Raw genomic sequence first — 14725 nt, 5'->3', positions numbered from 1 at the left:
ATGTTTGTTTTTTTATCTAAACCCTACTTTTTCAACATACTTGTTCTTTAGCTTATCCTTATTGTTTGTAAACATGAATGTTTTACGCATGAAGACCAATCGTTTGCTTTTCACCTAGAATCCAATTGACTACTGCTAAAAGTTCTTCAGGCGTTTGTGCTTCAATTTCTTTATGGTAAGCAGCAATCGCGTTATACAATGTGCTCATTTTATCAGCATCCTGCAGCACTGTCTGCAGCTGACTTTCTAACGATTGATCCGCCTTTAGTTCTTGAACTAAGTTTCGCTCTGTTAAATAGCGTAAATTCACCTCTTCTTGACCCGGTAAAGCAGAATGAACAAAAATCGGTAAATTTTTGCGAAGAGCTTCACTGACCGTGATACCACCTGGTTTTGTTACAATAGCATCCACTCGCTCATACAGTTCATTCATTTCTGTGCGTGATGAAATGTACGGAATTGGTGTAACGTGTTGTAGTTCCCACCCTTTGATTTCTTCATATAACTTTTGATTTTTGCCGCATAAGACAAAGTAATGAAAATGGCGCGCGTCTTTTAAATCATTGTAAAAATCCATAATATTGCCTAGACCGCTGCTGCCTCCGGCAATTAAAATATTTCGGTTACCATGATGCTTAACAGTTCTTGTTTTTGTTATTTCTTCATGTACCGGTATCCCTGTGACCATCATATTTTGAAGTGGAATTTCACTTTGAGCACGAAGCCCTCTTTTTACTTCTTCACTAGGAAGAAAGTGAAAGTCAATCTCTTCTTTTCCCCATAAATTATTAATAAAGAAATCCGTGTAGACATTTATAATAGGAACATTGCACTTGCCTTTTGCTTTTAATTGGCTGAGCAAATAAGAAGGAAATCCATGTGTGCATATAATTAAATCCGGATTTTCTTCTTTAACTAAGTGCTCCATTTTTTTTGCAAATACGTGATGATACCATTTGAATGAATGAACAGGCGGTTCATAAAAGAGATGTTTGTATGCCATATTGTATGTTTCTGGAGCATAACGAATCCATTTCAAATATGTGCCTGTAACCACTTTTTCTAATAGTTCGTTTGTATAACTTAATAAATCTATTTTTTTATAACAAATATTTGTTGTTCTTCTTTCCAATATATCCATTAACGCCTCTGCCACTTGATGATGGCCAGAAGGCATTTTTAGAAGAGGTAAAAATAAAACCTTTTTCAACTGTTTCATCTCCTATTCTAAAAGCAGTTTCTTCCTCTCCTTTTTATATCATTAAATGCCCTTGAATTTCGGATTTTAATTGATTTTTAATGTGAAATTCATCGTTTTTTTAGAGTGTCAATCTAAACTAAGAGTGAAAAGTACTGCATAAGGAGAAAACAAATGAACCTCAATTACGAAGTATTTCAATGGATTAACTCGTTTGCTGGTAAATCCAGCGCAATGGATTCTGTCATGGTTATCATTACGAATAGCGTTCCTTATTTTATAATGGCTTGTTTGCTTTTGCTTTGGTTTAGCGGAAAAACAGAAAGAACAATTTATCACCGTTATACGGCTTTATACATGTTGTTTACAATTGTCCTTTCTCTTTGTATCAATGAAGTCATTCACCTGGTGTATTACCACCCGCGTCCGTTTGTGACTCATCATGTTCATAAGCTGATTCCGCACCCGGCTAATTCATCTTTTGTCAGTGATCATTCGATTTTAGTCTTTTCTGCTGCTTGGATCATGTGGTTACGAAAAAACAAATGGAGAAGCGTCATTTTTATATGGGCTGCCATCTCGGGCCTTTCACGCATTTACGTAGGTGTCCACTATCCAGCAGATGTACTTGGAGGCATGGTAATTGCGGGAGCTATCAGCTGCTTTGTTATCTATCTTTCAGATAAAACAGCTCCTCTTATCCAGCGATTATTCTGGATTCACGATGTGATTATCAAGCGTATTCCGTTTCTGTCTCCTTACACGCATGAACAAATTAGTAAAAAAAATCATTCAGCTTAAAGACGCTAAGACAAAAATAGTATAGTTGAAGTGAAAAACGAACCACTAATCAAACCGTTTGATCAGTGGTTCGTTTTTTTTGGTTACAATGAACGTAGATTTTATCTGTTTCGTTCCTTCTGGCAGTTGATTGGAGGACAAAGCGAAGTCTTGCACGAAAATCAACTACCGTGTCACAAGCGGTCCATACGAGCTCATTTATCCGATTTGTTCGTCTTTAGATTGCATTGATTTCGTTATATCTCAATCTCTTTTTATTATTTATAAAAAAAGATTGTTCACTTTCTTGACTTTCACTTTTATTTATTTTATATTAGTTGATGTATCAAACATTGATGTATCAAATATTAATCCATCAATAAATATCATAGAAAAAAGGGAGCGACTTTCTTGTCACATTCATGTTCTGAAAAAGCAAATGTTCTGTATGCTCTGCAAGAAGTTAATAAACAAATTAATCAAAAGTTTGAGCATTGTACCGGTGTTAGCCAATCACGTCTTGATATTTTACATCAGCTTTATGAAACAGGTGAAATGAGTCAAAAGGCGCTTCAACAGCAAGTAAACATTGATAATGCTGCAATTACAAGGCATTTAAAGCAGCTAGAAGAAAGAGATGTTGTATCACGCCGTAAAAATCCTGATGACAACCGCGTAACATTTGTAAAGCTTACGAAAAGCGGACATGAAAAAATCGGTGCATTTCGAAACGAAAAAGCTCGCTTTATTGATGAAGCATTTAAAGATTTCAGCGAAGAAGAACAGCTGCTGCTTTCCAAGATGCTTGAGCGTTTAAAAGTAAACATTTCGGCCATTGAACGGTCATAACATTTTTAACATAAAGGAGAGTTCATCATGACACAAACAAAAACACTAAACAATGATTTCCAAGATATTATTACAGGGCGCAGATCTATTCGTTATTACGATCCATCTGTCAAAATCAGCCGTGAAGAAATGAAAGAAATTTTAACAGAAGCGACGCTAGCTCCATCTTCTGTTAATGCACAGCCTTGGCGCTTTCTAGTAATTGATAGCCCTGAAGGAAAAGCAACACTAGCTCCGCTTGCTAAATTTAATCAATCACAAGTAGAAACATCGGCAGCTGTTATTGCGATATTCGGCGATTTAAAAAGCGAAGAAAATTTAGATGAAATTTACGATAAAGCTGTTGAACTAGGCTATATGCCACAAGAAATTAGAGATATGCAAATTCCAAAAATCAAAGCGCACTACGCAGCTGCTTCTGAAGAATTAAATAAAGAAACGGTATTAATTGACGGCGGTTTAGTATCTATGCAGTTAATGCTTGCTGCACGTGCTCACGGTTATGATACGAATGCTATTGGCGGTTATGAAAAAGATCAAATTGCCGAAGCATTCGGTTTAGACAAAGAACGCTATGCACCGGTTATGTTACTTTCAATCGGCAAAGCAGCAAATAGCGGTTACCCTTCTGTACGTTTACCAATTGAAAAAGTAGCTCAATTTAGATAATAAAAAAGGTGCTGTGTATTCAGCACCTTTTTTTATCCTCCACTAACGGGTGGAATAAATGCAACGGTATCTCCCGTTCCAATGATTTCTTCATCTGTTACAAACTCTTCGTTGACTGCCGTCATCGTTTGATTCAGAGAGGACAGCTTATATGTTTTTTGTACATATTCCTTTAATTCCTTCACTGTTATATCTTGCTTATCAACTGTTACTTGTTCCACTCCAGCCTCTTCACGTATAGCAGCGAAAAATAAGACGTTAATCATTTTTACATCTCCTTCAATGGCTTTCCTTCAGGATATTCTTTTGTTTCTAACTGATCGCCAATCCATTTTGTTCCATCTTCCCAAAATTCCTTTTTCCAAATTGGCACAATTTGCTTAATACGTTCAATAGCATACTCATTTGCTTCATAAGCTGTTTTGCGATGCGGAGAAGAAACCGCAATAACTACTGCGACTTCTGTTATATCAAGCTTTCCGATTCGATGAGTAATAGCTGTCAAAGCATCCGGCCACTTTTCCTGAATTTCGTCACCAATTTGGCTGAGCATTTTCACTGCCATTGGCACATAGGCTTGATATTCAAGAGAGAGCGTCTTTTTGCCTTTTGTAAATTCTCTTACCGTTCCAATAAATGTCGTAATAGCTCCCGCGTCTCTTCTAGAAACTTTTTTAATTATTTCATCTACCGCAATTGGCTGATTTACTACTTCAAATAAGTGCTGGTTCATCTTCTTTCCCCCACTTCTTTCAATAAAAAATTAAGATAAAGCTCGTCTTCTTGTAAGTGAAACATTGGATATGCTCGCTGCACTTCGTTTTTAAGCGGAATGTGACTAATCACGCATATGATATTGGTTAGAGAGGAAAGCAGAACAAGATCTTCTTCACTTCGAATCAAGACTGCTTTTGGATAGGATTCTTTTTTATATCCTTCAACAAAAATGACATCTGGCGAGAAAAATTGATAAAAATCAATCAGCTTTTTTAGGCTCCAGTCTTTACTGTTTGCCGTAAGCTGAAGGATCCCACCTCCTTCTACACCTGCCACATCGGCACCTGCTTGCTGGTGGCGATGACTGTCTTTTAGCTCACTGCTGCTATCTGGAGGTCCGCCGTGTCCATGGTGCTTAATAGAACCTACATGTAGATCGAATTGTTTCGCTTTTTTAATTAGCTTTTCCACTAAAGTCGTTTTTCCGCTGTTTTGAAATCCAACTACTTGTAAAACGGTGCAACTTGCTACCAAGGCCATTCACTTCCCTGCACGTCATCTAGCAATAAGACGTCAACCAGCATTCCTTCTTTGTACCCTCTCGTCCCTCCGGGAAATATAATTAACGTATCCGCATGAGCTAAAGAAGAAACAGCACTAGATTTTGTAAAGCTTAATGGAGAAGCAATCAGCTGTCCTTCCCTGTATGAAAGCCTGCCAGATACAAATCGCATAAAAGGATTTGGCTTTAAGAAGTCTTTTCCTAACAAAGCTTTTTCTTTCCGGAGGTGAGGGGTTCTTTTCCCCGCATATGTACTGATGACCGGACGAGCTAGCAGTTCAAAACCAACGTAGCAGGCCGTAGGGTTTCCCGATAGACCAAATAAAAGCTTGTCTTCCATACGTGCAACTGTTGTGACACTGCCTGGTCTCATCGCTATTTTATTAAAAAGAACTTCGGCCTGTAATTGCTTATACACCTCTGGTAGATAATCATAATCTCCTACTGAAACGCCCCCCGTTGTAATCAGCATGTCCACTTCTGATAGCGCAGATTTTACCGCGCTGTAGCACTGACTTAAATCATCGGGCATAATACCAAAATAGTTTACTTCTCCTCCAGCTTTTTCAATTTGGGCACGAAGCATATGAGCATTGCTATTACGAATTTTCCCTCGCTGAACAGGATCACGTACTTCCACTAGTTCACTTCCCGTTGCAAGTAATCCAACTACAGGTTTTTTGAAGACAGCTACGTTACTATAACCAAATGTGGCTAGAAGAGCAGCTACTCCCGGAGTGATATACGTTCCTTTTGAAACTAACATAGTGCCTTTTTTTGTTTCTTCTCCTTGAAACGAAATGTTATCTCCGCTGTTAAACGACCGCTTGATTTGAACGACGGGCTGGTTGTCTTTTGTATATTCTTTTGTTACTTCAAGCATTGCCACCGCATCGCAGCCTTTTGGAATAGGAGCTCCTGTCATAATACGCACAGCCTGCATCGCGTTGACTGTATGTTCAAAAACAGAACCCGCTCCTATCTCTCCTCGAACATCCAGTTCTACTGGATGAAGTGATGATGCTTTTTTCGTATCTTGTGACCGAATAGCAAAACCATCATATGGAGAACGATTAAAAGCAGGAACATCATGATCTGCCATTAAATCTTCTGCTAAAAATCTGCCGTGAGCTTCTTCAAGCGCAATGATTTCTTGCTTTCCGCTTTTGACATACTGCATCACTCGCCCAACGCATTCTCCGACAGGGATAGGAGTTCGCTTTTCTCTCATTTTTTCACTCCTTTACTCATCCTAATAAACGATAATATAAACTTCTCGCAAATTGAATATCATTCGTTCCATGAATAAATACACGGCCATCTTGAAAAATAACAAAGCGCTGCTCTGGAAGCTGACATGACAGAAGATATGGGTTGCGGTCTACTTTCCCTTGGTTTTTTAAACGCTTTTCCAATTCATCAAAGTTGTGTAAATGCTGCTGCGAGGGTCTGATCTGAACCGTCTCTCTGCCGCAAAGAACTTCTGTTTTAAGCTGATTTTCATACGCTAAGTACGGATATGTGCGTGCCGATCCGCAAGAAGAACATTCATAACTTTTCATTTTACCCGTCTTAAATTCAGCGTGCTGATTATTCCAGACGTCAAAAGTTAGAAATGTGTGTCGCAAAGCTTCAACGTCTCCCACTAAAATTTTTAATGCTTCGGTTATTTGATAGGCTGCCACAATTTGAACGGCTGGACTGATAATTCCTGCTGTCTCACACGTCACTCCTCCCACAGGCACTTTTTTCAATATGCAGTGCAGACAAGGGGTTACGTTTGGGATAACGGTATAAGTGGTGCCATAACTCCCTACACATGAGCCGTAGATCCAAGGAACTTCATACTTATGTGACAAATCATTTAAAATAAAGCGAATGTCGAAATTGTCTGTCGCATCGATAATCAAATCAGCTGTTTGGACGATACTTTCTAAATTAGCAGGCTGAGCATCCATCACCAGCGCTTCGATTTTCACTTCTGTGTTTATTTGACGCAAACGATTTTTGGCTGCTACAGCTTTAGGCAGTTTGTTTTGCGCATCTTGTTCTGTATAAAGCTGCTGACGCTGCAGATTACTCCATTCTACATAATCACGATCTACAAGAGTCAATTTTCCAATTCCAGCACGCACGAGAGCTTCTGCACTAGCGCTGCCTAGAGCCCCTGCGCCTACAACTAAAACATGCTTACTTCTAATTTGCTGCTGCCCTTTGTTTCCAATGGGCTGGAAAAGCTGCTGACGTGAATAACGTTCTGTCACTCTTTTCTCTCCCTTTCTCGTTCAATCTATGACTTCACTATCTATTCCTTCGTCAAAGATATTTCTTTAAAAACATGCTATTATACACATAAAGCTAAGCTGCTTTACGGACGCTTATGTGCATAAATATACAAATATATTTTGATGGAGGTATTTAATAAATGTCCATTGCCGGCATTGTATTAGCAGGAGGAAAATCTTCTCGCTACGGTCAACCAAAAATGTTTGAAACCTATAACAAGAAATCATTTTACGAATATAGTATAGATGCATTAAAAGAAAATCACGTCACACCTATACTTGTGTCTACCAACCAAGATTTACTTCCTTATTTTCAAAGAAAAGATGTTTCATTTGCAGTTGAAAAATGCCCGTATCAAGGACCTTTGTATGCAATTCATCATGCTTTAACTGCAATTGATTGCCGTGCTGAATGGTTCTTTATTCTTTCGTGTGACATTCCTTTTGTTAATGCTGAGTTTGTTCATAATATGATTACCCTAACTCAGGCGAACTCAGCTGATATTGTTCTTCCTGTTCAGCCAAATCACATGCACCCGCTTCTAGCCCTCTATCACCGTAGAACGCTTCCTCTTATTGACCAACTCGTTACACAAGGTGAAAGAAGGCTTACAGGATTGTTGAATCAGGCAAACGTCCTTCGCGTGCCTTTTTCAGCAGAAGATCCTACTTTTATAAATGTGAATCATCGCAGTGATTGGCATTTATAAGGCTTTTTTTGAATTATCCACCAATATGAGACATTTCCACTTTCTCAGCGCCTTGGACCTGTCTTCCGTTAGCCCGCTCATCTGAGTAACGATCTTTCCGATGATTCCAGATATCAGAAATGGTGTCACAAACAGTATGATCAGATGCTTGTGATCGTATCAGTTTCCGGAGGTCGTACCCTTTTGACGCAAACAAGCAGGTATAGAGCTTTCCTTCAGCCGATACTCTTGCGCGTGAACAAGTCGAACAGAATGAATCTGTCACGGATGAAATGATACCAATTTCCTCTTCTGTCCCAACATACCGATACCTGGTAGCTACTTCTCCCGTGTAATGAGGCGGAATTTCTTCAAGAGGCATTTCTTGTCCAACTATATCAAGAATTTGTTTCTTTGTTATAACCTCATCCATTTTCCATCCGTTTGAATTTCCAACATCCATGTATTCAATAAAGCGCAGCGTATGTTTTTTGCCTTTAAAATATTGGGCCATCGGAAGGATATCCTGCTCGTTCTTGCCTTTTTGGACAACCATGTTTATTTTGACTGAAATCCCCGCAAGAGCTGCTGCCTCTATTCCTTCTAACACTCGTTTGACGCTTCCTCGATTTCCGTTCAGCTCTTGAAATCTCACTTCATCAAGCGAGTCTAAGCTGACGGTTACTCTTGATAATCCCGCTTTTGATAAGGCTTCTGCATGCTTCTTTAACAGTGAGCCGTTTGTTGTTATGGCAATATCATCTATACCCTCAATTTGCTTCAGACGATTGATTAGATCTGGCAAGCCTTTTCTTAGCAGTGGCTCTCCTCCCGTTATACGCACTTTTTTTACTCCTAGCGATGCGAATAATCTCGTGAGTCTCTCTAATTCATCAAACGAAAGAATATTTTCGGCAGGTAAAAATGGATAGTCTGCCCCAAAAATTTCTTCAGGCATACAATATCGACAGCGAAAGTTACAGCGATCTGTTACGGACAAACGCAAGTCTCGTAAAGGGCGCTTTAACGTATCAACTATAGTGTATGACATCTGCCTCATCTCTCCTCTCTAGCTGTCAGCTTCTCCACAGCAGATTAACTTTCTCTTAAAATCCTTTCCGGGCATGTATAAATATTCAACGAATCACTTCGGATAAACCCTACCGTTGTAATTCTCAATTCTTCTGCTAGATTTAAAGCAAGTTCAGTCGGAGCGGATTTTGAAAGAACCACTTCACACCCGATCTTCGCTACTTTCAACAAAATTTCTGAAGAAATACGGCCGCTGAAAACGACTACTTTATCCCTAATTGAAATATGGTGTTTTAAGCAATACCCATATAGTTTATCTAGAGCATTATGCCTGCCAATGTCCATTCTGCTAAGCATGAAACCATTTTTATCACAAATGGCAGCGTTATGAACGCCACCCGTTTCTTGAAACGTAGCAGCAGATTGCTGCAGCTTATTCATGAGTTGAAAACAATCCTTAATTGAAAGTTCTACCGATATATCATTCATTTTTTTAGCAGTCAGCGCATCATTTATAAAGACAAACCCTTGTCTGCTCGCCCCGCAGCAAGACGTGATATATCGTTTATTTTGAAGGTTTTGAAAATACGGGTTTAATTTATCTATTGTAACATGAACATACCCTTCTTTTTCTTGAACCCATATGTTTTTAATGTCTTTGTATTCTCGAATAACCCCTTCAGATGCTAAATAGCCAATTACCATATCTTCAATGTATTGAGGGCTACATACCATCGTGACAAACTCTTCTTCATTAATTTTCACAGTCACAGGAAACTCCGTTACAATTTTATCTTCCACGCTTTCCATTTCACCATTTTTAAATCTAAGAACTGTACGCTTCTTAACGGTCGAATTCATGTGATGTCTCCTTTTTTAAATAATGTTTTTATCAAAAACAAATACGGAAACCGCTATATTTTCTTTTATTTTCATATCTGAAAATAAATTAACCAGCTTTGCTCCTACCAATTCTTCTAGCCCTTCCGGCGGATTCGATGCATATACATCTTGAATCATTTTTGTTCGAGCTAAATGAACCATGTCACACCCTTCAGAAGTGCTTGCAATAAATGTTTCTGTCGGAGTTAAATTTCCATACAGTGTTGAGACAGCCATATTTTCAACAAAAACCGTATGTATTCTTTCCGGTCCTTTTCCAAATAAATCTTTTCGAAGCTTCCGAATAATATCATTAAATTCATGAATTGTTTTTGACATAATCAACGCTCTCCCACCGATTAAAATTAAATTGTGCATTTTATTCCTACAGTTTTTTTATCATAAATCAACACTTCAAAAAATAAAAGCCTAAAATCTTTGCAGCAAAACTTTTGAAGAGAGTTGGGTATTTAAAAAAGTTGTGCATTTAAAAACGTAGCGATATAATTATAAATAACCGAGATGGAATAATAATAATAATGAATTGTTATTACTCTATCACTTTTTCTTAACGATATAAATGGGCCGGATTGGCATATTAGTAAGACCTGCTAGTAAACTATTCCACCATGATTGCACTTCCCTTATTTAATTAGGCATGTGTATTCATGGTGGTTTTTTGTTTTATATAAAGGAGGAAAACAAATGAGTCGTGAAATCATCACTGTTCATATAAATGGCAACGAATACAAGGCAGCTTCAGGTTCTACCATACTCGAAATTATTAACCAGCAAAACATCGAGCATCCTCAGATTTGTTATGTGCCTGAAGTAGACCCTATTCAAACTTGTGACACATGTATTGTTGAAATGAATGGCGAGTTAGTTCGTTCTTGTTCTACAAAAGCTGAAAACGGCATGAAGATTGAATTACAATCAGCACCCGCAAAAGCGGCACAGACGGAAGCAATGGATCGCTTATTAGAAAATCATTTGCTATACTGCACCGTTTGCGATAATAACAACGGAAACTGTAAATTACATAATACAGCCGAAATGATGGAGATTGAACATCAAAAATACCCCTATACGCCAAAGGCCTCAGAGGATGAAGTCGATATGTCTCATCCATTTTACCGTTATGACCCTAATCAATGCATTGCTTGTGGACAATGTGTAGAGGTTTGTCAAAATCTTCAAGTTAATGAAACGCTCTCTATCGACTGGGAAGCGAAACGTCCCCGCGTTCTCTGGGATGATGGTGTAGCAATCAATGAATCTTCTTGTGTGAGCTGCGGTCAATGTGTAACAGTATGCCCTTGTAATGCCTTAATGGAAAAATCTATGCTCGGAGAAGCTGGATTCATGACCGGACTTCCAAAAAGCGTTTTGAATCCAATGATTGATTTAGTTAAAGAAGTGGAACCAGGGTACAGCGGAATTTTTGCTGTTTCAGAGGTGGAAGCAGCTATGCGTGAAACTCGGACGAAAAAAACAAAAACCGTCTGTACATTTTGCGGAGTTGGATGTTCATTTGAAGTGTGGACAAAAGGCCGCGAAATCCTTAAAGTTCAACCTAGCTCAGATGCTCCCGCAAACGCTATTTCAACCTGTGTGAAAGGAAAATTCGGCTGGGATTTTGTAAACTCTGAAAAACGTATTACTAAGCCTTTAATCCGAAAAAATGGCGCATTTGTAGAGTCGTCATGGGAAGAAGCGCTCGATTTAGTAGCAAGCAGGTTAAACTCCATCAATCAGCAGTACGGACATGGATCCGTTGGTTTTATCTCTTCTTCTAAGATTACAAACGAAGAAAACTATGTTATTCAAAAGCTGGCTCGCCAAATGTTTGAAACAAATGACGTAGACAACTGTTCTCGCTACTGTCAGTCTCCTGCAACCGATGGATTATTTCGAACAGTCGGAATGGGAGGCGATGCCGGCACGATAAAAGACATTGCAAAAGCTGGACTGGTTATCATCGTTGGAGCTAACCCTGCCGAAGGTCACCCTGTATTAGCAACTCGTATCAAACGCGCGCATAAGCTTCATGACCAAAAACTAATCGTCGCAGATTTGCGCAAAAACGAAATGGCTGAACGCTCTGACATTTTTATCAGTCCAAAACAAGGTACGGACCAAGTATGGCTAATGGCTGTAACAAAATACATGATTGATCAAGGATGGCACAACGAAAAATTTATCCAAGAAAACGTCAACTATTTTGAAGACTTTAACTCTTCACTTGAAAAGTACACGCTTGAATATGCTGAACAAATTACGGGTATTTCAGCAGCAACACTCATTCAAATAGCTGAAATGATTCGAGACGCCGATGGAACCTGTGTGCTGTGGGGTATGGGCGTGACGCAAAATACAGGAGGCTCTGATACATCAGCGGCTATCTCAAACCTGTTGCTTGCTACTGGAAACTATCGACGCCCTGGTGCAGGCGCTTATCCACTCCGAGGCCACAATAACGTGCAAGGCGCATGCGATATGGGAACTCTTCCCGCTTGGCTTCCAGGTTATCAGCACGTCACGGACTCAGTCGCTCGAGAAAAATTTGAAAAAGCATACGGCGTGAAAATTAAAGACAAGCCGGGTCTTGATAATATCCAAATGCTTCATTCAATTGATGAAGGAAAAATGAAAGCTATGTACCTTGTAGGAGAAGATATGGCTCTTGTCGATTCGAACGCTAATCACGTACACGAAATATTATCAAATCTAGATTTTTTTGTTGTCCAAGACATTTTCCTTTCAAGAACGGCTCAATATGCTGATGTTGTACTCCCTGCTGTTCCTTCTCTTGAAAAAGACGGAACGTTTACTAATACGGAGCGACGCGTACAAAGATTGTATCAAGCATTGCCAACGCTTGGTGATTCGAAGCCGGATTGGTGGATTGTTCAAGAGATTGCAAACCGCTTAGGTGCAAATTGGACGTATACACACCCTGGTGACATCTTTTCAGAAATGGCTAGTCTATCACCTCTGTTCAGCCAAGCCAGCTACGAAAACCTTGAAGGCTGGGATAGCTTCTTATGGGGGAGCTTAGAGGGAAAAAGCACGCCTTTACTTTACGTCGATGGGTTTAATTTCCCAGATAAAAAAGCGCGCTTTGCTTTATCAGATTGGGTTCTTCCTGCTGAATTTCCAGAGGAATATGATTTGCACATTAATAACGGACGAATGTTAGAACATTTTCATGAAGGGAATATGACCAATAAATCGAGCGGTATTCAATCAAAGGTACCGGAAGTATTTGTAGAAATTTCACCTCAGCTTGCCAAGGAGCGTGAAATTGAAGACGGTTCGCTTGTCAGATTAATCTCACCGTTTGGAGCAGTAAAAGTACAGGCATTAATTACAGAGCGAGTAAAAGCAAATGAGCTGTATCTTCCGATGCACTCCGTTCATAAAGATTCGGCTATTAACTTCTTGACGGGACCTGCAGTCGACCAACGAACAAATACGCCGGCTTACAAACAAACAAAAGTACGGATGGAAGTATTAAGCAAAGGTGGAAAAACGCCTTTACCGTCTACAAATCCGCGTAACAAAAAACGTCATCCTCAAAATGGGGTCGAGGTTCAGCGTAAATGGAATCGTCCTGGCTACGTCCATTTAACAAGTAAATAGGAGGAGAAAAGATGGCACAACCTATTACAGAAATTAAAAAGCCTCTTCTAAGCGAGGAAGAAAAAAAACAGCAAAAATTAGAAGACTTGACTTCTCTGCTGGCAGATAATGAAGAAGCGCTGAATCGTATTCTCGGTATTGTCGGAGAACTTAACGACATGGGTGTTCTTGAAGCTGCTGATTCAATGATTCAAGCAAAAGAAAAAATCTCAAAAATTGCGCTTCATCAAATTTCTAGAGAACCCGTAACCAATTTAATTAATACCCTTATGGGTGCAAGCAGCGGTTTGATGAAGGCAGACCCAGAGGTAACTGCTAAACTTGTTAACAGTGCAACAGCTGGTATGAACGAAGCAAATGAATATGTAAAAACAGGAAAAAAAGTAAGTGCGTTAGCTCTTATAAAAGCGCTAAATGATCCAGATGTTAATCGTGCAATTGGATTTGGACTTCACTTTTTAAAAGGAATGGGCAAAGCGTTGGAAGAGTAAATAAGGCAGCGACTTGAAAGTTTTTCCCTTTCAAGTCGCTGTTTTCTTTTTAGGAAGTCCTTTTCTAAGTGAACGTGATATAGTTATACTAAATTGCTCTACTAAAACTAATTGAGGTGACACGATGCAACAATACTTTAAACCCTTATTCGCACTATTATTTTTAATTATGTTTACTGCTGCTTGTTCGAACGGAACAAATACGAGTCAATCAGCGGCTCAGCACCAAAACGTCAGCTTAACGATATCCGCTGCAGCCAGCTTAAAAGATGCGCTTACCGATATTCAAAAGCAATATGAAACAAAGCATCCGAATGTCGACTTAAAATTTAATTTTGGGGCTTCAGGCTCGCTGCAACAGCAAATCGAAAACGGCGCACCGGCTAATTTGTTTTTTTCAGCAGCGGAAGATAAGTTTGATGCACTGGTAAAGTCAGGAGTTATTTCTAAAGAAAATGGAACTGACTTGGTTGGCAACGATCTTGTGCTTATCGTCCCAAAGAATAATTCGGCTGCCATCAAAAATTTTGAAGATCTATCAAAGCCTGCTGTTCAAAAAATTTCACTTGGCATACCGGAATCCGTTCCTGCCGGACAGTATGCAAAAGAGACTTTTGAACACATGAATCTGTGGACAAACATTGAGCCTAAAACCGTCTATGCAAAAGACGTACGTCAGGTGCTTTCCTATGTGGAGACAGGAAACGTTGAAGCTGGAGTTGTTTATAAAACCGATGCGTTGATTTCAAAAAAAGTGAAGATTGTCGCCACTGCAGATCATAGCACTCACAAACCAATTGTATATCCTGTAGGCGTTATTAAGGATTCGAAACATCCACAAGAAGCAAAGGATTTTTATCAATTTTTACAAAGTAAGACGGCTCTTAACACGTTTAAAAAATACGGTTTCACTGCGAATTGAGATT

Annotated in this window: 16 protein-coding genes; 7 read left to right on the top strand and 9 right to left on the bottom strand. The window is 39.2% G+C overall.

All coding sequences use genetic code 11. The annotated features are described in order from the left end of the window. Positions 1 to 82: 82 nt before the first annotated feature. On the bottom strand, positions 83 to 1219 hold the full coding sequence (locus ACMX9J_RS20835) for an MGDG synthase family glycosyltransferase (RefSeq protein WP_230624697.1): 1137 nt from the start codon (positions 1217 to 1219) through the stop codon (positions 83 to 85). A 153-nt stretch (positions 1220 to 1372) separates the two neighbouring features. On the opposite strand from ACMX9J_RS20835, the gene ACMX9J_RS20830 reads away from it, so the two are divergent. The 3 genes from ACMX9J_RS20830 to ACMX9J_RS20820 all read left to right on the top strand — a co-directional run bounded on the left by ACMX9J_RS20830 (position 1373) and on the right by ACMX9J_RS20820 (position 3496). Continuing rightward, positions 1373 to 1999: an undecaprenyl-diphosphatase gene (locus tag ACMX9J_RS20830; protein WP_028412069.1), complete on the top strand. Its 627-nt coding sequence runs from the start codon at positions 1373 to 1375 to the stop codon at positions 1997 to 1999. Positions 2000 to 2389: 390 nt separating this feature from the next. Beyond that, positions 2390 to 2827, top strand: coding sequence for a MarR family winged helix-turn-helix transcriptional regulator (locus tag ACMX9J_RS20825; protein ID WP_013085370.1), 438 nt, complete (start codon positions 2390 to 2392; stop codon positions 2825 to 2827). Between the two features lie 27 nt (positions 2828 to 2854). Continuing rightward, positions 2855 to 3496 carry a nitroreductase family protein gene (locus ACMX9J_RS20820; RefSeq protein WP_013059680.1) on the top strand — a complete coding sequence of 214 codons (642 nt, stop codon included), beginning with the start codon at positions 2855 to 2857 and terminating at the stop codon, positions 3494 to 3496. Between the two features lie 32 nt (positions 3497 to 3528). Here ACMX9J_RS20820 and moaD read toward each other — a convergent pair whose 3' ends face one another. The 5 genes from moaD to ACMX9J_RS20795 are packed head-to-tail and all read right to left on the bottom strand — an operon-like array spanning position 3529 to position 7039. Further along, positions 3529 to 3762, bottom strand: coding sequence for a molybdopterin converting factor subunit 1 (gene moaD, locus ACMX9J_RS20815; protein ID WP_028412068.1), 234 nt, complete (start codon positions 3760 to 3762; stop codon positions 3529 to 3531). A gap of 2 nt (positions 3763 to 3764) precedes the next feature. After that, positions 3765 to 4229 (bottom strand): molybdenum cofactor biosynthesis protein MoaE, encoded by a 465-nt coding sequence (locus ACMX9J_RS20810; RefSeq protein WP_025752620.1) that lies wholly within the window; start codon positions 4227 to 4229, stop codon positions 3765 to 3767. Then, positions 4226 to 4753 (bottom strand): molybdopterin-guanine dinucleotide biosynthesis protein B, encoded by a 528-nt coding sequence (gene mobB / locus ACMX9J_RS20805; RefSeq protein ID WP_367077585.1) that lies wholly within the window; start codon positions 4751 to 4753, stop codon positions 4226 to 4228. Before mobB ends, ACMX9J_RS20810 begins: the two co-directional genes overlap by 4 nt. Then, positions 4741 to 6006 (bottom strand): gephyrin-like molybdotransferase Glp, encoded by a 1266-nt coding sequence (glp, locus tag ACMX9J_RS20800; RefSeq protein WP_028412066.1) that lies wholly within the window; start codon positions 6004 to 6006, stop codon positions 4741 to 4743. The genes mobB and glp overlap by 13 nt, the downstream gene beginning before the upstream one ends. 16 nt (positions 6007 to 6022) lie before the next feature. Further along, on the bottom strand, positions 6023 to 7039 hold the full coding sequence (locus tag ACMX9J_RS20795) for a molybdopterin-synthase adenylyltransferase MoeB (RefSeq protein WP_034264243.1): 1017 nt from the start codon (positions 7037 to 7039) through the stop codon (positions 6023 to 6025). Between the two features lie 161 nt (positions 7040 to 7200). Between ACMX9J_RS20795 and mobA the strand changes: the two genes are divergently transcribed. Next, complete coding sequence (mobA, locus tag ACMX9J_RS20790) at positions 7201 to 7770, top strand: molybdenum cofactor guanylyltransferase (protein ID WP_028412064.1); 570 nt, start codon at positions 7201 to 7203, stop codon at positions 7768 to 7770. A gap of 13 nt (positions 7771 to 7783) precedes the next feature. Here mobA and moaA read toward each other — a convergent pair whose 3' ends face one another. Genes moaA through ACMX9J_RS20775 form a run of 3 tightly spaced genes read right to left on the bottom strand, consistent with a single transcriptional unit; the run spans position 7784 to position 10002 of the window. Then, positions 7784 to 8800 (bottom strand): GTP 3',8-cyclase MoaA, encoded by a 1017-nt coding sequence (gene moaA, locus ACMX9J_RS20785; protein WP_028412063.1) that lies wholly within the window; start codon positions 8798 to 8800, stop codon positions 7784 to 7786. Between the two features lie 44 nt (positions 8801 to 8844). Further along, positions 8845 to 9642, bottom strand: coding sequence for a formate dehydrogenase accessory sulfurtransferase FdhD (fdhD, locus tag ACMX9J_RS20780; protein ID WP_033580428.1), 798 nt, complete (start codon positions 9640 to 9642; stop codon positions 8845 to 8847). Between the two features lie 15 nt (positions 9643 to 9657). Further along, positions 9658 to 10002: a DUF2294 domain-containing protein gene (locus tag ACMX9J_RS20775; protein ID WP_013059689.1), complete on the bottom strand. Its 345-nt coding sequence runs from the start codon at positions 10000 to 10002 to the stop codon at positions 9658 to 9660. Positions 10003 to 10368: 366 nt separating this feature from the next. On the opposite strand from ACMX9J_RS20775, the gene fdhF reads away from it, so the two are divergent. The 3 genes from fdhF (at position 10369) to modA (ending at position 14721) form a co-directional block, all read left to right on the top strand. Then, a complete protein-coding gene (fdhF, locus tag ACMX9J_RS20770; protein ID WP_154974032.1) occupies positions 10369 to 13308 on the top strand; it encodes a formate dehydrogenase subunit alpha in 2940 nt (979 codons plus the stop codon). A gap of 11 nt (positions 13309 to 13319) precedes the next feature. Next, a complete protein-coding gene (locus ACMX9J_RS20765; protein WP_033580426.1) occupies positions 13320 to 13799 on the top strand; it encodes a DUF1641 domain-containing protein in 480 nt (159 codons plus the stop codon). A 124-nt stretch (positions 13800 to 13923) separates the two neighbouring features. Beyond that, positions 13924 to 14721 (top strand): molybdate ABC transporter substrate-binding protein, encoded by a 798-nt coding sequence (gene modA / locus ACMX9J_RS20760; protein ID WP_416226137.1) that lies wholly within the window; start codon positions 13924 to 13926, stop codon positions 14719 to 14721. Positions 14722 to 14725 lie beyond the last annotated feature (4 nt).

Source organism: Priestia sp. RMT2NF4 (assembly GCF_047872835.1).
Classification (GTDB): domain Bacteria; phylum Bacillota; class Bacilli; order Bacillales; family Bacillaceae_H; genus Priestia; species Priestia zanthoxyli.
This window is presented reverse-complemented; position numbering and strand designations above follow the sequence as displayed.